The 22,082-nt window shown below is 49.9% G+C and carries 21 protein-coding genes; 8 read left to right on the top strand and 13 right to left on the bottom strand.

Annotation, left to right across the window (positions count from 1 at the left end; all coding sequences use genetic code 11):
• Positions 1–9 precede the first annotated feature (9 nt).
• The 4 genes from ACYU8Y_RS23230 to ACYU8Y_RS23245 all read left to right on the top strand — a co-directional run bounded on the left by ACYU8Y_RS23230 (position 10) and on the right by ACYU8Y_RS23245 (position 3,076).
• On the top strand, positions 10–531 hold the full coding sequence (locus ACYU8Y_RS23230) for a DUF4199 domain-containing protein (protein ID WP_460940533.1): 522 nt from the start codon (positions 10–12) through the stop codon (positions 529–531).
• Between the two features lie 95 nt (positions 532–626).
• Complete coding sequence (gene gldF, locus ACYU8Y_RS23235; protein ID WP_460940534.1) at positions 627–1,352, top strand: gliding motility-associated ABC transporter permease subunit GldF; 726 nt, start codon at positions 627–629, stop codon at positions 1,350–1,352.
• Positions 1,349–1,723 (top strand): VanZ family protein, encoded by a 375-nt coding sequence (locus ACYU8Y_RS23240; protein WP_460940535.1) that lies wholly within the window; start codon positions 1,349–1,351, stop codon positions 1,721–1,723. The genes gldF and ACYU8Y_RS23240 overlap by 4 nt, the downstream gene beginning before the upstream one ends.
• A gap of 255 nt (positions 1,724–1,978) precedes the next feature.
• Positions 1,979–3,076, top strand: a complete 1,098-nt coding sequence (locus tag ACYU8Y_RS23245) for a fatty acid desaturase family protein (RefSeq protein WP_460940536.1) — start codon at positions 1,979–1,981, stop codon at positions 3,074–3,076.
• A gap of 71 nt (positions 3,077–3,147) precedes the next feature.
• Here the strand turns inward: ACYU8Y_RS23245 and ACYU8Y_RS23250 are convergent, their stop codons facing one another.
• A complete protein-coding gene (locus tag ACYU8Y_RS23250) occupies positions 3,148–4,041 on the bottom strand; it encodes a DNA/RNA non-specific endonuclease (protein ID WP_460940537.1) in 894 nt (297 codons plus the stop codon).
• Positions 4,042–4,311: 270 nt separating this feature from the next.
• Between ACYU8Y_RS23250 and ACYU8Y_RS23255 the strand changes: the two genes are divergently transcribed.
• A complete protein-coding gene (locus tag ACYU8Y_RS23255; protein WP_460940538.1) occupies positions 4,312–6,186 on the top strand; it encodes a tetratricopeptide repeat protein in 1,875 nt (624 codons plus the stop codon).
• A gap of 117 nt (positions 6,187–6,303) precedes the next feature.
• Here the strand turns inward: ACYU8Y_RS23255 and scpA are convergent, their stop codons facing one another.
• Complete coding sequence (gene scpA / locus ACYU8Y_RS23260; protein ID WP_460940539.1) at positions 6,304–8,448, bottom strand: methylmalonyl-CoA mutase; 2,145 nt, start codon at positions 8,446–8,448, stop codon at positions 6,304–6,306.
• A gap of 22 nt (positions 8,449–8,470) precedes the next feature.
• Positions 8,471–9,847 (bottom strand): methylmalonyl-CoA mutase family protein, encoded by a 1,377-nt coding sequence (locus ACYU8Y_RS23265; RefSeq protein ID WP_460940540.1) that lies wholly within the window; start codon positions 9,845–9,847, stop codon positions 8,471–8,473.
• A gap of 294 nt (positions 9,848–10,141) precedes the next feature.
• Here ACYU8Y_RS23265 and dnaA point away from each other — a divergent pair, with 294 nt between their 5' ends.
• Together dnaA and ACYU8Y_RS23275 are read left to right on the top strand one after the other, a co-directional pair.
• A complete protein-coding gene (gene dnaA / locus ACYU8Y_RS23270; RefSeq protein WP_460940541.1) occupies positions 10,142–11,551 on the top strand; it encodes a chromosomal replication initiator protein DnaA in 1,410 nt (469 codons plus the stop codon).
• A gap of 57 nt (positions 11,552–11,608) precedes the next feature.
• Positions 11,609–12,568 (top strand): GNAT family N-acetyltransferase, encoded by a 960-nt coding sequence (locus ACYU8Y_RS23275; RefSeq protein ID WP_460940542.1) that lies wholly within the window; start codon positions 11,609–11,611, stop codon positions 12,566–12,568.
• A gap of 9 nt (positions 12,569–12,577) precedes the next feature.
• Here ACYU8Y_RS23275 and ACYU8Y_RS23280 read toward each other — a convergent pair whose 3' ends face one another.
• The 10 genes from ACYU8Y_RS23280 to ACYU8Y_RS23325 form a co-directional block, all read right to left on the bottom strand.
• Positions 12,578–13,435, bottom strand: coding sequence for a DUF5694 domain-containing protein (locus ACYU8Y_RS23280; RefSeq protein ID WP_460940543.1), 858 nt, complete (start codon positions 13,433–13,435; stop codon positions 12,578–12,580).
• 94 nt (positions 13,436–13,529) lie between these two features.
• A complete protein-coding gene (locus ACYU8Y_RS23285) occupies positions 13,530–14,318 on the bottom strand; it encodes a DUF3108 domain-containing protein (protein WP_460940544.1) in 789 nt (262 codons plus the stop codon).
• Between the two features lie 30 nt (positions 14,319–14,348).
• Complete coding sequence (locus tag ACYU8Y_RS23290; protein ID WP_460940545.1) at positions 14,349–15,395, bottom strand: aminopeptidase; 1,047 nt, start codon at positions 15,393–15,395, stop codon at positions 14,349–14,351.
• 78 nt (positions 15,396–15,473) lie between these two features.
• Positions 15,474–16,031 carry a GNAT family N-acetyltransferase gene (locus ACYU8Y_RS23295; protein ID WP_460940546.1) on the bottom strand — a complete coding sequence of 186 codons (558 nt, stop codon included), beginning with the start codon at positions 16,029–16,031 and terminating at the stop codon, positions 15,474–15,476.
• Positions 16,025–17,128: a mandelate racemase/muconate lactonizing enzyme family protein gene (locus tag ACYU8Y_RS23300; protein ID WP_460940547.1), complete on the bottom strand. Its 1,104-nt coding sequence runs from the start codon at positions 17,126–17,128 to the stop codon at positions 16,025–16,027. The genes ACYU8Y_RS23295 and ACYU8Y_RS23300 overlap by 7 nt, the downstream gene beginning before the upstream one ends.
• Positions 17,129–17,146: 18 nt before the next feature.
• Entirely contained in the window at positions 17,147–18,214 is a 1,068-nt protein-coding gene (locus ACYU8Y_RS23305) for an amidohydrolase family protein (RefSeq protein ID WP_460940548.1), read from the bottom strand.
• Positions 18,215–18,295: 81 nt separating this feature from the next.
• Positions 18,296–18,781, bottom strand: a complete 486-nt coding sequence (gene ispF / locus ACYU8Y_RS23310) for a 2-C-methyl-D-erythritol 2,4-cyclodiphosphate synthase (protein ID WP_460940549.1) — start codon at positions 18,779–18,781, stop codon at positions 18,296–18,298.
• Entirely contained in the window at positions 18,778–19,170 is a 393-nt protein-coding gene (locus tag ACYU8Y_RS23315; RefSeq protein WP_460940550.1) for a HEPN domain-containing protein, read from the bottom strand. Before ACYU8Y_RS23315 ends, ispF begins: the two co-directional genes overlap by 4 nt.
• Positions 19,167–19,520 (bottom strand): nucleotidyltransferase domain-containing protein, encoded by a 354-nt coding sequence (locus ACYU8Y_RS23320; RefSeq protein WP_460940551.1) that lies wholly within the window; start codon positions 19,518–19,520, stop codon positions 19,167–19,169. Before ACYU8Y_RS23320 ends, ACYU8Y_RS23315 begins: the two co-directional genes overlap by 4 nt.
• Before the next feature lie 16 nt (positions 19,521–19,536).
• Entirely contained in the window at positions 19,537–20,775 is a 1,239-nt protein-coding gene (locus ACYU8Y_RS23325) for a M16 family metallopeptidase (RefSeq protein ID WP_460940552.1), read from the bottom strand.
• 100 nt (positions 20,776–20,875) lie between these two features.
• Here ACYU8Y_RS23325 and ACYU8Y_RS23330 point away from each other — a divergent pair, with 100 nt between their 5' ends.
• A complete protein-coding gene (locus ACYU8Y_RS23330; RefSeq protein ID WP_460940553.1) occupies positions 20,876–21,991 on the top strand; it encodes a tetratricopeptide repeat protein in 1,116 nt (371 codons plus the stop codon).
• Positions 21,992–22,082 lie beyond the last annotated feature (91 nt).

Genomic DNA, 22,082 nt, shown 5'->3' on the forward strand with positions numbered 1-22,082 from the left:
TAATCGACTATGAATGACCAACCCTCTACCGCTCGTACTGCTCTGAAATGGGGCGCTATTCTGGGCCTTGTGTTGATGGCCATCACGCTGGTGATGTACCTGACTGACCAGTCGACCAATCCGTTGTTCACCGGGCTTACCCTCGGCGCAATGGTGGCTCTTTTGATCCTGTCGATGCGGGATTACCGAACGCTTAACAGCGGATACATGAGCTACAGCGAAGGATTGGGCATTGGTGCTCTTCTCTCGGCGGTGGCGGGTATATTGTCATCTGCTTTCAGTACGTTTTATAATGTGGTTATCGACCCTACTGTTCAGGAGCGGGCGATGGAAAAAGCGCGCGAAAAGCTGGAAGCCCAGGGGACGATGTCGGATGAATCAATTGATCAGGCGATGGAATGGTCAGCGAAGCTTCAGTCGCCTGGCTTTACGTTCATGGCTGGTGTTTTTGGGACGATAATCGTTGGCTTTCTGCTGTCGCTAATTGTGGCCGCCTTCATACGCCGGAACAAAGCAAATCCGTTTGAGTAAGTGGGTCTTACGGTTTTCGGCTGTTCCTGTTGGTTTAGTAACTGCCGAAACCCGTAACTGACGACCCAAAACCGACTACCATAAATTGTCCTTTCGTGCTGGCTATCTTCCGTAAAGAAATTAACCAATTTTTCTCGTCGCCCATCGCCTACATCATTATGGGCGTGTTTCTGACGGCGGTTGGCTTGTTGCTCTGGGTTTTTCCGGATACGAGCCTGCTGGAAAACGGCTATGCCGATCTGGGGACGTTCTTTAACCTGACGCCGTATGTTATGCTATTTCTGGTGCCTGCCGTTACCATGCGCTCCATTGCAGATGAGGTACGATCGGGTACGCTCGAATGGTTATTGACCAAACCGGTGAGCCGATGGGGCGTGGTAGGCGGAAAATTTCTGGCGAGCTGGTTGCTCGTCCTCCTGACCCTCCTCCCAACGTTGGTGTATTATGTGACCTTGTATCAGCTCGGCTTGCCCGTTGGTAATATCGACTCTGCGGGTGTATTTGGCTCTTATATTGGGTTGATCCTGTTGGCTGGCGTATTCGTGGCCATCGGGTTATGGGCCTCCTCGCTCAATGACAATCAGGTCGTTGCCTTTGTGCTGGGCGTCTTTTTTTGTTTCTTGCTCTACGTAGGGCTCAGCGCGCTGGCGGGACTGTCAGCCGTAGGAAGCCTATCCTACTACTTATCGCTGGTGGCACTCGATGAGCAATATCGGGCACTGGGCCGGGGCATTGTCGACTCGCGGAACGTTATTTATTTGCTTAGTCTTATTCTTTTCTTTCTCTTCCTCACAGCCAATGGGCTGAAATCGACCAAATGAAACTAACTCCAACCCTATTCCGCTGGCTGGCCATTGTCTGGACAGTGATCATGCTGATTGGCTGTCTGACTCCTCATTCCGAATTACCGGACGAATTGGTGAACTGGAATGATAAGATGCAGCACCTTGCCATATTCGCTTTATTCACCCTTCTCTGGCGGCTGGCCGGGCTCAAATTGGTTACGGCAGTTGTTGTTGGCGTTGGGTTTGGGGCGCTTATCGAAGTTCTTCAGTACCTGTTGCCAATCAACCGCAGCGCCGACTGGGCCGATCTTTTTGCCGATAGTATTGGGGTCGTACTGGGTGCACTCCTGGTACCTATCGCTCAAAAGATAGTAGATAGTATTAGTCGCAAGCTAATTAGTGAGTAAGTTAGCCGCCGTAACTGCTTCGTACGTCAGTATCAACTTTTCTGTGTATCACCGGAAGATGCGCTGAGCCGTTATACCGGTCCGTTAAAAATAAAATTAATTTAAAGAGGTGAAATTCAATTCGAACCCTTTAATTTCGTTAACATACTAATAGGGTTCAGACGGTTTCTATTGTCGTCCAAAGCGAAATTGAAACGGTCTGAACCTTTTTATTTATATTCCTTAACTTCCTTTAACCTTACTTAATACGTATACATGAAGGTACTGAGCACCCTACACGACCCCACTTTCACGGACCGTGATTACAGTCGGCTTGACCGATTCTTTCTCCAGTATATCAAAGATGAGCGTGACCTGCCCTTTATCTATCTTACCCTACGAATTAGTCTAACCCTGATTCCTTTAAGCGTCCTGCTGTTTATGCCCTTCCTGACGGGCTGGGCCTGGTGGGCAGTTGCTGTCCTGCATTTTGGTTTTAGTAATTTCGGTGTAAAAGGGCCTTTTGGCCTTATGCTTCACTGCACAAGCCATCGGCAGTTTTTTAAGTCCGAGTACAATTGGATGAATTACTACCTGCCCTGGGTCTTGGCTCCGTTTTTTGGTCATACACCCGAGACATACTACAGCCATCATATCGGTATGCACCATCCGGAGAATAATCTTGAAGACGATGATAGCAGTACGATGACATTTCAGCGCGATAGCGTTCGGAGTTTCATGGCTTACTTCGGTCGATTCTTTGTGATAGGGGTGCGAAACCTGTTAAGCTACCTACGCCGGAAAAACCGCCCTAAATTAGCGGTTCGGGCCATGACGGGTGAGCTTGTCTTTGCCGCGGTTTGTATTGGTCTTTGCTTTGTAAGCTGGCCTGCCGTGATCGTTGTGTTTGTTTTTCCTTTGTTCGTGTATCGGCTGATCGCCATGGTGGGCAACTGGACGCAACACGCCTTTGTGGATGGCGAAGATCCGGGTAATGCTTACAAAAACAGCCTTACCTGTATCAACGTAAAGTACAACAGAAAGTGCTGGAATGATGGCTATCACATCAGCCACCACGTACGGCCAGCCATGCACTGGACAGAGCATCCAACGTTTTTTATGAAAACGATTGATAAATACGCTCAGAACAAAGCCATCATCTTTGATGGGTTAGATTTTGGGCAGGTTTTTTTCCTGCTGATGGGCAAAAAATACGATGTACTGGCCAGGCACATGGTTAACGTCAATGGCGCTTTTACCGATGACAACGATGCCATGGCCCTATTACGTCGCCGAACACAACGCATTCAGGCCCCGGCAGAGCAAAAGCCGGGTGTACCGGTTAGGTCTCGGGTAGTGGTAGCCACTGCCTAAGTTGTTGATCAAAGAATGAAAGCTACCCGTTCCCGGATATGAGTGATTTCTGGGGAACGGGTAGCTTTTTGTTAACTGTTGCCGCCGTCAATTCGCCGTTCTATGATACGTTGAATATCAACGGGCACATTCGACAGGAAATCGTAGCCGGTAAGGTTTTCCAGATCGTCGACACTCGTTATGTAGGCACGCCAGGGCTTATCGGCCGCCGATTGGTTATTTGGAATATTGACGGCAATAATTCGGGTGTTAGGGGATATGCGGGCGGCATCATCGGAGCCGGTCGGTAACACCACAATGATTTTCCATAGGGTAGACGGAACGGTTAGTTTTCCATTGGCCAGTGTACTGGCGTAGCCATTTTGACCCGTGCCGCCAACGCCCCATGTGCCAGCAATCACATATACTTCGTTGCCAGTTGTTGTTAATTGCCGTTCGTAGTCTTCCAAATTTTTCCATACCTCCCGGTTGTGTTTGGGAGCTTGTGGCACGATGTTGGTTAGGAGAAATGTAACCGCATTTTCCTCCGGCGTAGCATCGCGGTCGTCAGATGGGCAGAGGTGACCCCGATCAAAGCCGGTATTGGTGTAATCCGACGGTTTAGCCGCGTACCAGCCCGAAGGCAGCGAGGCATCAGGACGAAAGTCATTGGTTCGGCGACTGTCGCCTTTCCAGGCCGAGCTCAAGTGCCAGCTTACCCAGTTGGCGATACCCCGGCTTCGGTTGTAGGATAGCACATACCCTGACTTGACCATCAGGTAATTATTAGGGTTATCGACCGAGGCTGCACTCGGATTACCCAGCGCCAGATTATCATCGCGGGAGGGTTCGGTAGAGCCTGAACCTGCCGGGACGGTAGATTTAGGGATGCGGGCGGGTAAACACCCATTTAAAAAAATACCCAGGCCAACGGCTAAAACAATAGTTTTGAGTTGATTGAACCCTTTCATTGATTTTGCTGACATTCTTACGGAACTTTGACAGAGTATAAAAGTAACGATTCCCGAGACAGTCTACCGTTGAAATTGACTAAAGAATAAAACTGACCTAAAATAGACGATCTATCTGCTGTTATGGCTAAAAAAAAGCAATCATCAGGCGCTGAGAATTCTCGCCCGGCCTCAGAAAGGCCAGTTGCTCCTAAATCTCCGTTAACTACTACCAATGTTTCCGGTCGGCCTGGTTCGGCTCGCCCGACCGATTCCGTTCAACGCCCTCTGGCGCGGCCCGTAACTATGAAGGCGGTTAGTGAGGAACCCTCGTCCGATTTACCTATCAGCAAGCGTTCCGTGGAATGGTGGCCGCCCGCTGTACTGGCGCTGCTTGGATTTGCTTTATACATTAACACGTTTGGCCATCAGTATGCCCTCGACGATATTGCGGCAGTCAGCCAAAACTTATTCGTGAAACGGGGGATTGCGGGTATTCCAGACCTGCTGCGCACCGAATTCTGGCACTTCAGCAATATCTCGCTGGGTTACTATCGCCCTTTGTCGCTGATCACCTTCGCACTTGAACAGGAATATTTTAAAGACAATCCGAACATCAGTCACATGATTAACGCTGGCCTGTATGGCCTTACGGGACTGGTTATCGGTGTTTTGCTTCAGAAATGGCTGGCTAATCAAACCCTTACCGCTTTCCTGATAGGTTTAGTTTTTATCGCGCATCCGCTGCATACTGAAATTGTTGCCAACATTAAGGGGCGCGATGAAATCCTGAGTTTCCTGTTTATTGCCCTGATGCTATTGTCGTACTGGCGGTATCTGGAAACCAATCAATGGGGCTGGATTGCGGGAGCCTGCGTGTCGCTTTACCTGGCCTTCCTATCAAAAGAGTCGTCGATTGTCAGTCTGGCCCTGATTCCGGCTATGCAATACTGGTTTGCCCGCCGGAATGTATGGCAGTCGCTAATTAGCCTCTGGCCGTTTTTGATTGTTGCCGCTCTGTTCTTTTACCAGAAACAGAAGATGATTGGCACGCTGAGTGGCACCCCACCCGTTGACTGGGCCAACTACCCATATGCCATCGAGAAGACCCAGAAATCAACCACGTTTAAGTTTCTGGAATATTACATCCGGTTGCTGATTTTGCCTCATCCGCTTGTTTATGACTATTCGTACAATGTAATTCCATCGGGAGGGAAGGGCGACTTACTAACCTGGGCCGGTTTTTTTACATTGCTGGGCCTGCTCTGGTTGGCTTGGAAAGGCTTTGTCAAGCGCACGCTTTGGGGTTTTGGCATCTTCTGGTTCTTCGTTACGATGGCGCCTGGGTTAGGCTTTATCTGGATTCGGGGCGGCATCTTTGCCGAACGTTTCTCCTACGCAGCTGTCATGGGCTTTGGCTTCGTGTTGATCTGGGCGCTCCAGAAATTCCTGGTCCGTAAACCAACGGAGTCGGGCGAAACCACCAGTCAGTCTGCACTGGTCCGGTATGCTCCGTTGCTTGGTCTGATGGCTGTTATAACCGGTTTGTACTCATTTAAGACAGTAGAGCGCAACCGCGATTGGGAAAACAACTTTGTGCTCTTCAATTCGGCATTGCCATATGCACCGAACAGCTGCCAGGTGCAACGGCACGTAGCCAATGAATGGATTGAAAAAGGCGTGAAAGATCGTGCAAAAGCTGACTCAATCGCCAATGCCACGAATGCCATTAAGCCGAGGCCAACGCCTGAGCAGATTAAAAAGGCGCAGGCGCTGATTGATACCAATATTGCCCATGCCAACAAACACGGGCGCTGGGCGATTGATCATTTGCAGGAATCGACCCGGATTTATCCGAATTTTGGCGAAGCCTATTTCTCGATGGCCTATGTGTTTCAGAAAATCACGCCTAACGTCGATTCCGCTAAGTATTATTATAAACAGACTATTCGGGCAGCTAATGCCTATGCACCTGCCTACAACAACCTGGGCGTGATTTATCAAGGTGAGGGTCTTGCACAGAATAACCGCCAGAAACTGGAACTGGCTTCTTACTACTATAATCGCTCGATGGTGGTCAATCCTGCCTACGTGGATGGACAGAACAACAGGGCCAACCTGATGAAAGCAACGGGTATCGACGTACAGATTCTACCTGATTCGATTATCAATAAGTATTAGCGTAATTCAGTGAGTGGCCGACACGAGAACTAGCCTGGCCGCCAGGGAACAATAAGCTTCATTACAGAACGGGCCGATCGTAATAACGATCGGCCCGTTCTGCATTATAAGAAAAGACTAGTCTTGCATCAACTCTTTAAGAATCTTCTGAGCCGCTATTGAAATGACGGTACCGGGGCCAAAGATGCCTTTGACGCCTGCATCGTACAGGTACTGATAGTCGCCCGCCGGAATGACCCCACCGGCAATGACCATGATGTCATCACGGCCAATTTTCCGGAGTTCGTCAATAAGTTGCGGAACCAGGGTTTTATGCCCCGCTGCCAGACTCGATACGCCCACAATATGCACATCGTTCTCGGCCGCTTGTCGGGCTACTTCCTCCGGGGTCTGAAACAGAGGCCCCATGTCCACATCGAAGCCAAGATCGGCAAAGCTTGTCGCAATAATTTTCGCGCCCCGGTCGTGGCCATCCTGTCCCATTTTCGCGACCAGTATCCGGGGCCGACGGCCGTCGAGTTCGGCAAACTGATCACTCATTTCGCGGGCTAAACGAAAGTTCTCATCATCCGAAACTTCAGCCGAATAGATGCCCGATACCGCTCGAATAGTGGCCTTATGACGGCCAAATGCTTTTTCCATAGCGTCGGAGATTTCACCAAGGGTGGCGCGGTGGCGGGCCGCTTCCACGGCAAGTGCTAAAAGATTCTGGGGTTGAGAGGGGGCCAAAGCTGCGGCTGTAATAGCAGCCAGCGCCTGGTCGACCTCCTCTTGATTTCGGGTTTTCTTTACATCATTCAAGCGTTTTAACTGGTTTTCACGTACGGCCTGATTGTCGATATCGAGCAGTTCTATAACGGTTTCTGAAGCGGGTCTGTACCGGTTTACGCCCACAATTATGTCTTTACCCGAATCGATACGTGCCTGTTTGCGGGCAGCCGCTTCTTCGATCCGAAGCTTGGGAAGACCCGTTTCGATAGCCTTCGTCATGCCGCCCAGTTCTTCTACTTCTTCCAGCAAGGCCCAGGCTTTCTCGACGAGTTCTTTCGTCAAAAATTCGACGTAGTACGAGCCGCCCCAAGGGTCGACGGCGCGGGTTATATCGGTCTCGTGCTGGAGGTAAAGTTGCGTATTCCGGGCAATACGCGCCGAAAAGTCGGTTGGTAGGGCAATGGCTTCGTCCAGTGAATTCGTATGCAAACTTTGCGTACCGCCCAATACAGCCGCCAGCGCTTCAATCGTTGTGCGTGCTACATTGTTGAAAGGGTCCTGTTCCGTTAAGCTGTAGCCCGATGTTTGGCAATGGGTCCGCAGGGCTAACGATTTGGCATTTTTAGGGTCAAATTGCTTTACAATTTTAGCCCACAGGAGCCGTCCTGCCCGGAGTTTGGCAATCTCCATAAAGTGGTTCATGCCGATACCCCAGAAAAACGAAAGGCGCGGTGCAAAGGTATCGATCGCCATACCCGCTCGGAGACCCGTCCGGATGTATTCGAGTCCATCGGCCAGGGTATAGGCAAGTTCGAGATGCGCCGGAGCACCCGCTTCGTGCATATGATAGCCGCTAATGCTGATCGAGTTGAACTTTGGCATGTGCTGGGCCGTATACGAGAAAATATCCCCCACTATGCGCATGGATGGCTCCGGTGGATAGATGTACGTATTCCGAACCATAAACTCTTTCAGAATATCGTTTTGTATGGTACCCGATAACTTCTCGGGGGGCACGCCCTGTTCTTCGGCCGCAACGATAAAAAAGGCCATAATTGGGAGTACCGCCCCGTTCATGGTCATCGACACCGACATCTGGTCGAGGGGAATCTGGTCGAAAAGGATTTTCATGTCCTCAACCGAATCGATGGCTACCCCTGCTTTCCCGACATCGCCAACCACACGCGGGTGGTCGGAGTCGTAACCCCGGTGCGTAGCCAGATCGAACGCTACGGATAGCCCTTTTTGACCACCCGCCAGATTGCGCCGATAAAACGCATTCGACTCTTCGGCCGTTGAAAAGCCCGCATACTGACGGATGGTCCACGGTTGCCGAACATACATGCTGGCATAAGGACCCCGAAGAAATGGGGGGATTCCGGCCGAGTAATTCAGGTGATCAGTTGTCGCACTATCCGCAATCGTAAAACGAGGTTTTAACTTAATACCTTCGGCGGTCAGGAAGGGGGTAACTGCCGGAGCCTGAGACGGTGCTACGGGTTTATTACCCGGTATTGATGTAGTTGATACAGTTGAAAAGGAAGGTCTCATGTTTGTTGATCCTAAAACAGGTTTACTCAAATTCTTCAGCCAGTCGTCGGTCAGGCAATACACCTGTAACACCTTTGGGGGCTGTGTAGGTTTGGGGGGTAGGTTCATCGAAGCGAAACTTCGTGACGCCTACCAACACCTTTCCATGTCGAACCGCCTGAACCTTCGCCTGATACGCCTTATCAAGTTCAGTCTGTATAAATCCGCTGGCCAATGCGCTAGCAAAACCACCCTGTTGCTCTACCGTAAGAAACAGTTCCCAGGCCGCTTCTACTAGCGAATGAGTCAGCACTTCAACATAATATGACCCGGCAGAAGGGTCGGCAACCTTATCGAAATAACTTTCCTGTTTAAGTAAAATCGACACATTTCGGGCAATACGGGCCGAAAGATCAGTTGCCGATGTAGAGTGATCCGCCGATGTGGGCGTACCCAGCACGCTATCAAACGGATAAACCGTCAGGGCATCGCAACCGCCGATCACAGCCGCCATCGCTTCGGTCGTTGCCCGGAGTAGGTTTGTGTTCGACGTTGCTTTAGCATCATAGAATGTAGACGTTTGGCCGTGGATGAAGAGAGGGGGAAAGGGAGCCGATGAATACGCTGAAATGAAACGCGCTATGAGTACACGAAGCGCCCTGAGTTTGGCAATTTCCATGAAGTAACTCGTCCCGACAGATACCGAGAGTATTGTTTTAGAGACAAGTTGATCAATAGTAAGACCACTCTCGGTGAGTTGATCGTAGGTATCGGCTAAAGAAGCCAGGGTGAACGCCAACTCCTGCGTTGCGGTGCCACCCGCATTATGGAAAGCATGACTAGCGACACATACCGTACGGAACTGGGGTGAATCGGCCGTTAGACGAGTGACTTCGGCTATTGATGCGCCAGCGTTGGTCAGTAAGCCACCTTTGAGTTTGTAGGGCGCAACCTTTTTCAGGGCAACAACCAGATCGCTGGCACGATCGGAAGTCGGCCGAAAAAAGATGGGGGTATCGCTTAGCTTGATGCCATTCAGCAGGTAGGCTAACGGATCGTTCAGGTCCGTTGCCGACGTAGAAGGATTGATGACAAATGCATCGGCACCGCGGGCAAGTGCATCCCGCAGGATGATATTGTCTGATTTTTCGTCAGTTACGTTGTATACCGGGGTGTTCAGCCAGCCTGGAATTTGTTTCTGAGCCGCCTGAATTGTGGCTAGTTGTACCGCGGTTAGTGGACCTTGGACAAGCTCGCTGGCAGTATAATAAGGTTCTACCGAAAAGCCTTCTTCGGTATGCCAGCGTAATCGTTCATACTCATCATCACTACGTTGCGTAGTTTTTGATTCGTTCAGAACCTGGGTTAACCAGGCTGATTTATCTGTGGCAGGAAATAACGGTAAGAAAAAAGGTACCATCAGATGCATTTAGGCTAAAGGACAGGTAAAAGTAATCTTTTTCTGTAAGCGCGGTAAAAGCAAGGATATAACTGATTCGGCAACAACACAATTGCATTATTCAAAGGGATTGTCGCGGGACCTTGGCCTTCCGCCCGAATACCTTAATTTTAGCTAACTGTTAACACATGAGCGATAAATTCGTCTAAAAAACGTGCTTTGTTCTGTACGGTAGGTTAGATATTTTCATACATTTGTCTCCCTTTTTTGACACCCCAACGTAACGTAAACGTGAATCTAACTCCTCAGACTGGCATGCAGCGCGAAATAACGACGGTGTGGAATCGCTGTCTGAGTGTTATACGAGAGATTGTACCCGAGCAGAGCTTCAATACCTGGTTCGAGCCCATCGTTCCGCTCAAGTTGAATGGTAATGTGCTGACCATTCAGGTTCCCAGTGAGTTTTTTTACGAATGGCTTGAAGAAAATTTCGTTCACGCCCTGCGCAAAGCGCTGGATACGGCCATCGGGCGCAATGGTCAGTTGGAGTACTCGATCATTGTCGATAAGGGTAACGAACAAAACCGGCCCTTGACGGTAAATGTGCCGACAACCAAATCGACCCATACCTCGAAGCCCGACAATGTCAATCCCGACATCCTGAAAAGCCCGTTTCAGCTCAAAGACCTCGATTCACTTACCCTCGACTCCTACCTGAACCCAAGTTATACGTTCGATAACTACGTCGAAGGCGACTGCAATCGACTGGCCCGTTCAGCGGGTTATGCCGTGGCCGAACGCCCGGGTGTGACCTCCTTTAATCCGCTCATGATTTATGGAGGTGTTGGCCTGGGCAAAACGCATCTGGTGCAGGCTATCGGTAACTTTATCAAGAATAACAACCAGACCAAGTTTGTGCTGTATGTTACGTCGGAAAAGTTTACCAACCAGTTTTTGAACGCGGTTCGGTCTGACGGTATTCGGGACTTTACCGCGTTTTACATGCAGGTGGATGTGCTGGTGATCGATGATGTGCAGTTTTTGCAGAAAAAGGAAAAAACGCAGGAAATTTTCTTCCATATTTTCAACCATCTGCATCAGTCGGGTAAGCAAATTATCATGACTTCGGACCGGGCACCGAGAGCCCTGGATGGCCTGGAGGATCGTCTGTTGTCGCGCTTCAAATGGGGATTGTCGGCGGATTTACAAACGCCTGACCTCGAAACGCGTATTGCCATTATCCAGAAAAAACTTCAGGCCGAAGGGATCTACATTGATGATACGGTGATCGAATACCTGGCTCACAGCGTCAATACCAACGTTCGGGAACTGGAGGGGGTCATTGTGTCGCTGATGGCGCAGGCCTCCCTGAATCGCCGGGAAATTGACCTCGAATTAGCTAAGCAAACCCTGCGCAATATCGTTGTCGACTCCGAACGGGAAGTGACCATCGATACGGTGCAGGAAGCGGTAGCTAATTATTTCAACGTCACCATCGCCGACCTGAAAGCGAAAAGCCGCAAGCGCGAACTGGTTCATCCCCGTCAGGTGGCTATGTATCTGGCCAAGGAAAAAACGGATCTGTCGCTCAAGTCCATCGGCTATCACTTTGGCGGCCGTGATCACAGCACGGTTATTCATGCCGTACAAACCATCAGTGATCAGGTGGCGAAACATGCTGAAACCCGCGATACGGTTGAGAAACTGAAAGCCATGTTCAAGTAAATCCGGTCCTCTCTAATGACGGCCCGGTGACGAAAGGGCAACCTGACCATCATACGAATGCTAGCCCGACATCAAATTAACGACCTGGCCTGGGATGCCTGTGTTACCGGTTCCTCGCACCGCATTCTATACGCATACAGTTGGTATCTGGATCTAGTGTTGCCCGCCCCATTCTGGAAATGGGTGGGCTTAGTCGTTACGGACGAAGCAGGTAATTACCTGGCAGTTATGCCAATCCCCCTGCGACAGAAGCGGGTTCTCGGAGTCCCTTGTAGCTGGATTGTTCACCAGCCATTTTTCTGCCAGTTTCTGGGCGTTTTCAGTCCTGACCAAACGCGCGATCCAATCCCCTTCATACGGCTCATGCAGCGGCATTTTCGCTATGGCTCCCTGTTCCGTATTCATCTGCCGCCTGGAGGATCACTTCCATTTGAACGAGTTGATACCCAAAGTACTCAGGTTTTGACGTTGTCCGTAGGATACAATGCCCTGTATCAAGGCTACAGCCGTGACCGAAAACAAAACCTGAAACGAGCGTTGTCGGCTAACTGGACGATCATGGAATCAGCCGATCCAGAGCCATTAATCACGCTTTTTCAGAAGAATCACACGGCTGGCATTGATGGAGGAGTAGCCGATTGGGCTTATGACATACTCAGGAACCTGACCAAAGAATTAAGTGAACGTAAACTGATGACCCTGCGCTATGCCTGCCAGAATGGACGTATCGAGTCAGGTGCCTTGTTCGCCTGCGAGGGAAATCGAATCATTTATCTATTCAATGCAGCGTCGGAGGCCGGACGTTCGGGAAACGCGCGCACGCTACTGATCGATCAGATGATTCAGGAAAGAGCCGGAATGGAGCTGATAGTTGATTTCGAAAGCCCTATAAAGCCCTCCATTCGTGAATTCTACCAAAGCTTTGGCGCAACTGAAGAGTCGTTTTATGAACTTCGCTGGAATCGGTTGAGCCTGATCGAGAACCTGTTACGTACCGGCCGGAGGCTATTACGATAGGGTTCTCATCTAGTTGCAATAGGTTAAAGGAGATACCAGACTATAGTCGAGATTTGCCTTGAAGAGTTCCTGTAGCACACCAATATGGGTCTGTCCAAAGAGCAGCAGCAGTTTCTTTCCCCGATACTGACGCTGACTTAGTAAGGCATTGCTGTAAATTTTTAGATTCCGATTGTAGAATAGGCTGATGAATTCGGCACCGATGTAGCGCTTATCAATTTTACTGACATCCATGGTATTCGTTGCGGTCTTGGAGAAATTGCCATTAACAACCAAAGCCGGTAAGTTGTAGAACAGGCGATGCGACAGTGTGATCATGTCTGGCTGGTTAATTTTACGTATGTACTCGTACACCGACAAGCTATCGTGCTGCACCTGTTTTTTCAACGGACGGGTTAGTCCCTGAAACTGCTGTAATGCTTGCTGATACAGTTCAATATTGCTGCCCTCGGTTAACAGCGACTGCGAAGTCGCTTCGTAGTGGTCAACGCAATAAACCCGCTGATGTCTTAATCGTTTAGCCAGCGCAAACCCAACCTGATAGGTTTCTCCACGCCCTGAAGGAAGGGCATCTAACGCCAGTTTGCCTGCCGAATAAAGAGCAAACAAACTGTCAATCCGGGGTTGTTCGCTGGGGTCAACTTCAACCATAATCATATCGGGGGCATAGGCCTGAAAGCAGGTGACGAGCTGTTTAATCTCCGACTGTTTTTTAGGGTTATAGACATCAGACTCGGGCTGTTGGTTATACAGTTGGTTAAAGTGATCAAAACCAACGAGCATGACCTGCACTGAAGGCGGATTTTGAGCATTGGCACTGACAGTCAATAGGGCAGACAGGCAGAGGATGATAAACGGTTGGCACATAGGGCTGAAATGAATGCTGGCAAATAACAGGTGTGTAAACAAAGCGTGCCACGGTTTCAACCGCGGCACGCTTTGTTTACCTAAAGTCTTTTCCTTAAAAATATTTTATCGGTTGTTTTAAGCCTGCATCGCGTTTGAGATCCATTTCCATCGAACCAACGAAGAAATCGACTTCCACTTTAATGGGCACTTTATTCGCATCGTCGGAAACGAAAATACGGATAGATTCTTCCTCCTTAATCAGCTTATTCTGAGGCAATACAGGATTCAGTTTGATCACATTGACCTTGCCGCGTTTGGTTTTTACCACATCTTTGCCCCGGTACCGAACCTTCATGTTATAAATGGTATCGTCATAAAAGGCCGGGACCTCAATAACCTGTCCGCTAGCTAATTTGCTGAAATCAATGGTGCGCAGGAAATAATAGCCACTGATGAGATCGTGCACATTATCGGGCACTTTAAATACGTCTTTCTCCGTACGCTCTTCAGCTTTTACCGTATTAGTTTCGTGGTTGAACGTAATGTTTTCTTCCTTGCGAAAGCTATTTTCCTGAAGATTAGTGTAAAACTTCTGTGGCAGAATCGCCGATGTATCAATGTAGGACCGCCACGTATCGCGAATCCGCGTCACGAGGTCAAAGGCCCCCAGCGTACGAGCGTCAACATTGACCCGATAGCAGGGACGCTCGTTTACTTTATAGAGCGACGGGCTGACATCGACTACAGCTTCAGCTGCGTTCAAAAAGCCATAGTGTACGCGGTATTCGAGGTGTTCACCTGGTCCAAAGCTAGTATTTGTCACCCGCCTATAGGCGTTCATGGCAACAAAACCCGTGCTCAAAATGGATAAGATACCAATGCCAATTAATAACTTCTTCATACGCACAACTGCCCGCCTGCCGGGCTTCGATTAGAACGATGGATAGGTTTGTTTGAGGTAGGTCAGATACCGACTGAAATTTCCCCCAAACTGATTTTCAAATTCCTGCCGAAAACGGTTCTGCTGTTTTCGATAGGTAAGGTAACCAATGAAATACGCATTATTCGGTAGGTTTAGTTTTCCGAGTGACCGCTTTTTTATCGATCGTCTACCGTTTGTACTTCGTTGGTCGGTAATTGTGTCTGATGACACGACGATTTGCCGGATGGTTTGCCACTTCAACGACTCTTTGACTACCGTTTGTGTGCTGGGTTTAAATGTTCGATACAAACTATCGAGCATTCGGGCACCGCGCAAAATATGTTCGTCGTAATGCTCATAAAATACTTTCGTCGCCAAATAGTCCCGGTAAGGTGTCGAGTTCGTACCGTACTTTTGAGCCAGAAACCGTAGAGCCCCATATTCGCCGACAAAATCAGCTAGGTTTTCGTTGTACTCCAAGCTGTTCTTCACAAATAATGTGCCGTGAGTCAGCTCATGAATAATCAACTCAGCCAGGCTTCCTTCGGGCCTGTCCAGAAAACTGGACAGGATCGGATCATTCAAAAAGCCTAAAGTCGACCAGGCCGACACTTCGCCAATGCGGGTGTCCAGTCCTTCCCGTTTCAACTCAGCCTGGGTCGAGTCAGCACGGTCTTCTTCAAAAAAGCCTTTGTACGAGAACGTGCCAATAATTGGGAAATGCCACTGCCTGGCCACAAGCTGGTACGGCTGTGCGGCCGTAACTACCCATAAAATTGGTTTACCCTGTTGATCGTAGATCGATTCGTAACTGCCCGACTTATCCAAACCGAGCGAATCTAAAGCAAAACGCTTTATTTCTACGATTAGTTCTATTTTTTTCTTCAACGAATCGGGGTAGGCCGGATCCGCCAGCACCTCACTTATGGGTTTTGTGTTCCATAAAATCCGCAGTTGTCCCTTTGCCTGCATCCACCCGTAGCTGACCAGTTCCCACTGCCAGACAGCCAGGCCGATCAGAATACCTACGAGAACAAGAGCAATTTTTTTGACCATTGGTTGGAATTATTCAGCACAAAAGTAGGGAACGGATAGGCAAACCAGATAGCCTGCCTACTGGAAACCAAAAGCCGCTTATACTTGCCAATCCCACACGACGACGACCCAGGTCTCGCCAATCGTTGAATCGTAGAATGAGTGTAGTTCCTGGAAACCTACACGGGCATGAGCACGCAGTGAGCGGGTGTTGTTTGCCGAAATATCCGTTATCAAGAGTCTGAATCGGTCTCCATAAACCTCCTGGTGGTGCCTATACATCCGGTCAAATACCTGTTGTCCCCGGTATCCATCGGCTACGCAAACCTGCCCCATCACGTAGTAGGCGTGGCTCGACAGCGGCTTACCGGCGTAGCTAAGCGAGTTTATCAGCGAAAAGAGGGGTAGTAGCTCTGGTACATCGGCACCAAACTCGGGCAACATCGTCAGGGCGTAGCCCACCACCCGGTCACCATCTTTGGCAATGATACTCGGAGCAGCCTGATTCATTCGCATAAGAACAGCCGGGTCATGCTCCACCGTGACAAACCCCTGGGCAAGTTGCACGTCAACAGAGACATTTTTACGGAGATTGGCCTGTTGCAGGGCAAGAATTCCCCGAACATCGGCCTCTGACTGAACGGTAGTAATTAGCATACAAGTGTGATGCGCTCCGCTTTTTCCAGAAATGCTGCGTCTACGTCTGCTCCAATACCCGGAGCATCGGGTAGTTCGATCTGATACCCGTGGTAGGTAATACCTCCGTAAACCGGGTCTTCGGCATGTTCAAAGCAGCCATCCAGATCGCAGAAACGTACGTTCTGACGAGCGGCCGCAAAATGGGCGTTCGCCGTAAGGGCCAATCTCGACTCCGACATACAACCGATCATGCAGGGAATTCCGGCGGCTTCGGCAATCGCATTGATCTTGAGAGCCTCAAAAATTCCCCCACTCTTCGATAATTTGATGTTAAAGTAATCGACGGCTTCCTCACGTACTAACCGAATGGCATCGGTGGCATCGAATAGACTTTCGTCGGCCATGATGGGTACAGTCGCGCTCCGGCGAATTTGCCGTAACCCCGTAATGTCGTGTCGTTTGATGGGCTGTTCGCAATATTGCACGTTCCAGTCGCCGATGGCCCGCAGCACCCCCGAAGCGGTTACAACATCCCAGCCCTGGTTCGCATCGGTACGGATGGGCGTTTTATCACCAATGGCTTTTCGAATGGCCGCAATACGGTCGATGTCGTCGTGCAGATTTGTGCCGAGTTTTACCTTGATGGCTTCGGCACCTTTTTCCTGAATCCGTAAGGCATCTTCCACCATCCGCCCGGGGGTGTTGATGTAGATTGTTTCGTCTGTAACCAGCGCACGTTTTGCGCCACCCAGGAACTGGTAAAGTGGCATCCGGGCGGCCTTGGCGGCCAGGTCGTAAAGCGCCATATCGAAGGCCGATCGGGTAGTCGGGTGACCGGGCAGATACCGTGTCAGCGCCGTTACACACCCTTCAATATCGAGTGGGTCTCGGCCAATCAGGAGCCGTGCCATGTCATTGGCAGCCGCCAGCGAAGATGCCTGCGTTTCGCCAACGATCATCCAGAAAGGTGATCCTTCTCCCCAGCCCGTAAGGTGTTCATCGGTTTGAATTTCGACCAGTATATTCCGGGCGTTGTCAATCGTTCCGAGCGAGATGGAGATGGGGGCCTTCAGCGGAATGTCGTAGCGATAAAGGGTAATCTGGGTGATTTTCATAAGGGGGCGGATACGCAACTACTTTGGAAACTGGCTCTTATCCAGACCTGGAATTAACCGGAGTGCGTTTTTATAGTATACTTTTTTCAGAACCTCATCGGGTAATCCCATGCCGTACATTCGCCAGAATGCGTGGTATTTTTTGTGGTAGGGAAAGTACTCGTCATCCGTTTCGAGCACGCGGAAATACGTAGCGTATTCAGAAGGAACCCAACTGTCTTTGCCGAACAGAATCCGGTCCTGGTACTTCTCGAAAAACGCACGGCTGGCTCTTGGCTGACGGCCCAGTTCGGCAATGACCGCCCCGATTTCGACATTCATATTCGGGAAAACTGTCATCAGGCTGTCGAGCTTTTTTAGATCGTTGGGATACCACCCCATGTGTGCCGCAATAAACGTTGTTTTCGGGTGCTTACGGAACACGTTGTGCTGCTCGGCGATGAGTTGCTCCCAGGGAACAGGATCGTTGGCGGCTCGTTTGCGACCACCGTGTAATTTGAGTTCGAGCCAGCGTTCGTTGTAGCGGTCCATCGGGTCCCAAAAGGACTTGGGGTCGGCCGTGTGAATCAGAACCGGGACACCCAGTTCGCCACATTTTGCCCAGATTGGATCAAGACGAGGGTCATCGACCCGAATACGCTGTCCCGATTCATCTTTGCTGTTCAGGCCAAGATTTTTAAAGATTTTTAGCCCTCTTGCGCCTTTTTTTACATCCTCTTCCAGCAATTTGACCGCGTCTTCCGTCCAGCCTTTCCGACCGACCTCGTCGAAATTAAGGTTGGTAAATAAGGCCAGTCGTTTCGGGGCCGACTTGGCTGCATTGGCTAAGGATCTATCGAAAAACTGCGTTCCTTCCTGAACACTTCCCCAGCCACGGCCGCTTAGGTTGACCATAATCCCCATATTCAGACTATCCATTTGGGTCAGCAGGCCACTCAGGTTAGCCTTATCCATATCCCACTGGTGGTTATGCACATCGATGAAGGGATATTTGGAACGAGTCAGCTTGTGTTCCGGCACTTTAAGGGTCGAGACGGGATCATATTCTTCAAAGCCTAACGGTTCGGGCGGCTTTTGCTGGGCCATAACCGAAGAACTAAAGGCAAGAAGCACAAGGGCAAAACGCAACGGTCGCAAAGAAGAAGTCATCGTCATCATATACATCAGTTAAACTTCGGATTTGATAATCAGCGCCACACAATGAGCTGCGATGCCTTCGCCACGCCCCACGAAGCCAAGGTGCTCGGAGGTGGTGGCTTTAATGGAAATATCGTCTTCCGGAATCGCCATTACTCCGGCCAGACAGGTTTTCATCGCGGGGATGTGCGGATTGAGTTTGGGCTCCTGCAGCACGACCGTTACGTCTACATTCGAGATTTCGTAGCCTGCCCCGCGCACCATCCGGAGTACTTCGGCCAGGAGTAACTTGCTGTCGACGCCTTTCCAGCGTGGGTCCTTATCCGAAAAGTGGTAGCCAATGTTTCGCATGTTGGCGGCCCCCAATAGTGCATCGCATAGCACATGGCAGACCACATCGGCGTCGGAGTGGCCGACTGGCCCGAATAAACTTGGAATCTGAATACCACCCAGCCAGAACGCCCGGCCTTCTTCAAGGCGATGAACGTCATAGCCTTGCCCTACTCGTATTTTCATGAGGTAATTCCGTTTTCGCGGAGGTAAGCTTCAACCTGGAGGAGAAATTCAGAGGCTGTATCGACTGCATCAACTGCGTCGATTTCAGAGACATCTTCATCTATTTCATAGTCGCTGTTTTGACGCAACAAGAATAGTCTATGGAAGTCTTTAGCATCTGTCTTATCAAATAATCCTGGCTGAATAAAATGTTCGCCAAACAGCATTTTTATGGCTGAATGTGATTTTATCGCGATGTTTTTACTGGCAAGTAAGGCTCTGACGGCATCAAAGTAAACGTAGTAGGCTCGTCCGGCAGCACTTCGAAAGCTTTTGTTCTGTAGTAAATACCGGGAGTCCCGCAAACATTCTTCTGCCAGTAGCATATAGGCAAATACATTTTCGTTCATATAGCTTTCCCTTCCCGGCGAACATCTCTGTACAGAAATAGATTTGATTGCATATATTTCCTTAATGGTGTCGGTTTAACGGAAACCAGCGTACGGTATTTATCAGATAGGTCATAAGCTATATCAATCATATACCTGATTTCTTTTCCAGCCTTGACTTCATCATCATTCAGTACGACCAAATAGTCCACATCCGATTCGGCATGAAAATCACCCCGTGCGTACGACCCATACAGAATAACCCGATCCAGGCGCTCGCCATATAGCTCGGTGAGTGCCTGCTTAACCTCCTGAGATAAAGCCTGAAGCTGATCGCTCGAAAGTGCTTTGGGTTGATAGGTCGTTTGCATAAGCGTATAGGATAACTTAGTCAGCCCGCCGATAATAAAGAGTCGAGCAGTTGTCTTTTCGTAATACCTGCCGAGCCATCGTCTGAATACCGTCGGGTGTGACGGCCTGAATCTGGGCGGCTTCCTGATTGACTAAGTCCGGGTTACCTGCGTTGGCCGCGTAAGCGAGGTTCATGGCTCGGTTCAGTAGTTCAACTTCCGAAAATGCCAGGGTAGCTTCGGCCTGATTTTTTACTTTCGCCAGCTCTTCGTCAGGTACCGACTGGTCGATGAATTCCTGCACAATCGACTCAACGGCGGCATCGGCTTCTTCCAGAGAAATGCCCTTGTTTAAGTTTCCCTGAACCACCAGCAAGCCGGGGTCAATGGAAGCGGTAATGTAGGCGTTCACACTGCTGAATAAGGGGTTTGTCCGGAGGAGTTGCTGATAGAGTCGGGACGATTTGCTGCGTCCCAACATATCGCCCAGCAAGTCAGTAGTCTGGAAATTGGCATCGAAACGACCCGGCATATGGTAGGCTTTGTACAGACTATCCAACGGCACTTTGGCCGATGTTTCAATCGTTCGGGCTTGGGTCTGCTTCGGTTCGGTTGGTAGCTGGCGCACGTAGGGAGCACCCGCCTGAATAGGGGCGAACCACTTGGCGCATAACTGCTTCACCTGCTCGACGGTCACGTTGCCTGCTACGACCAGAATGGCATTGTTGGGCAAATAGTACTTGAAGAAAAATGACTTCACATCATCCAGCGTCGCATTTTCGATGTGGCTGATGTCTTTGCCAATCGTTGCCCAGCGATAGGGGTGCTGCTGGTAGGCCAATGGACGAAGCTTGAGCCAGACATCGCCGTAGGGCTGGTTCAGGTAGCGTTGCTTGAATTCTTCAATCACGACTTTTTGCTGAACATCCAGCACTTGCGGATCGAACGAGAGGCTCAGCATCCGATCCGACTCCAGCCAGAAGGCCGTCTCCAGGTTAGCCGCCGGGAGGGTAATGTAGTAATTGGTAATGTCGGGGCTGGTAAAGGCATTGTTCTCCCCGCCGACCTTCTGCAGCGGTTCATCGTAACTCGTGATATGTTGCGAGCCACCGAACATCAAATGCTCAAATAAATGGGCAAAGCCGGTTTTGGTCGGATCTTCATCGCGCGACCCAACATTATACAAAATATTGACAGCGGCCATCGGTGTCGATGCGTCTTCGTGGACGAATACCTGCAAGCCGTTATCTAAGACAAATTTTTCGTATGCAATCATGGAAAAAGCAGTTTCGTATAGCCTTCATTCTATACTACGCATTGAACAAAAGTAAGGTTCTGGTCGTATAGAATCAAACGATGTAACGTCAACAACTACTTTGTCTATTCTCAAAAATACCTTTCTGGTTGTAAGCTGCCTGCTTTTGCCGCTCCTTGCTCCGGCCCAGGTACTTACGGATCCCACCACTCAGCAAACCGTTCTGAAAACACTGGACGCTATTTATAACATGGATTTTCCGGATGCCGATACGCAAATACGGCAGCTTCAGACTCAGTATCCCCAGCACCCGATTGGTCCCATTTTGCGCGCCACCCAACTGGAACTTCAGTACCTACCACTGCACGAGAATAAGGCGGCTACGGCGCAGTTCATACAGGCGGCAGATCAAGGATTAGCGTTGGCCAGGAAGATGCTCGAGAAGGATGAAGATGACCCCGAAGGGGTGTTTTTTGCACTAACGGCCCATAGCTACCTGGCTTCGCTGTACAACAACAAAGGGGAGTCGCTAAAAGCGGTTGGGGAGTCGAAAAAGGCGTACAATTACCTTCGGGATGGCTTTGTGTTGATGGGGAAAAACCCTGATTTTTATTTCACCACCGGTCTGTACAACTACTATATCGAACGTTACCCAATGGACCATTCGATTGTGAAGCCGTTTATGCTTTTTTTCGAAGATGGCGACATGCCGAAGGGACTCAAACAAATGGAGATCGCGACTAAAAAAGGGCTTTTCATGCGGCCCGTCGCCAATTATTACCTGGCTCACATTTTGCTGAAACACGAAATGGATCCGGCCAAGGCCGTTGTTTACGCGAAATATCTGGCGGACAAGTACCCGAAAAATCCGTTATTCGGCATGACCTGCGCCGAGTCGCTCCTGTTGGCGGGACGCTATGCCGAAGCCCGACCCTACGTACAACGGTTGAAGCAGATGCCCAATAAACTGCTGCCGATGGCCATACATACGTTCACGGGAATGCTGGCCGAATATGCCGATAAGGATGATAAAGAAGCGGAAGAAGCGTACGAAGTGGCCCTTCGGTTACCCTTCAATGACCCTTATACAAAAGAATATCACGCCTTTGCCTATGCGGGTCTGGCGCGTATTGCCGCCCGCACGAATGACCGGAACAAGGCCAGAATAAATTACAAGAAAGCCCTGGCTATTGGCCAGTATAAATCACTGATCCGCGAAGCGAAAGGATATAAATAATGATTTTTTGTCATTCCGACGAAGCGGGGCGGCCCGTGCCGAGGAATCTTTAGGAATGGATGTTTTCAGTTCTTCCCCGAAGATTCCTCGG

The organism is Spirosoma humi, from assembly GCF_054776575.1.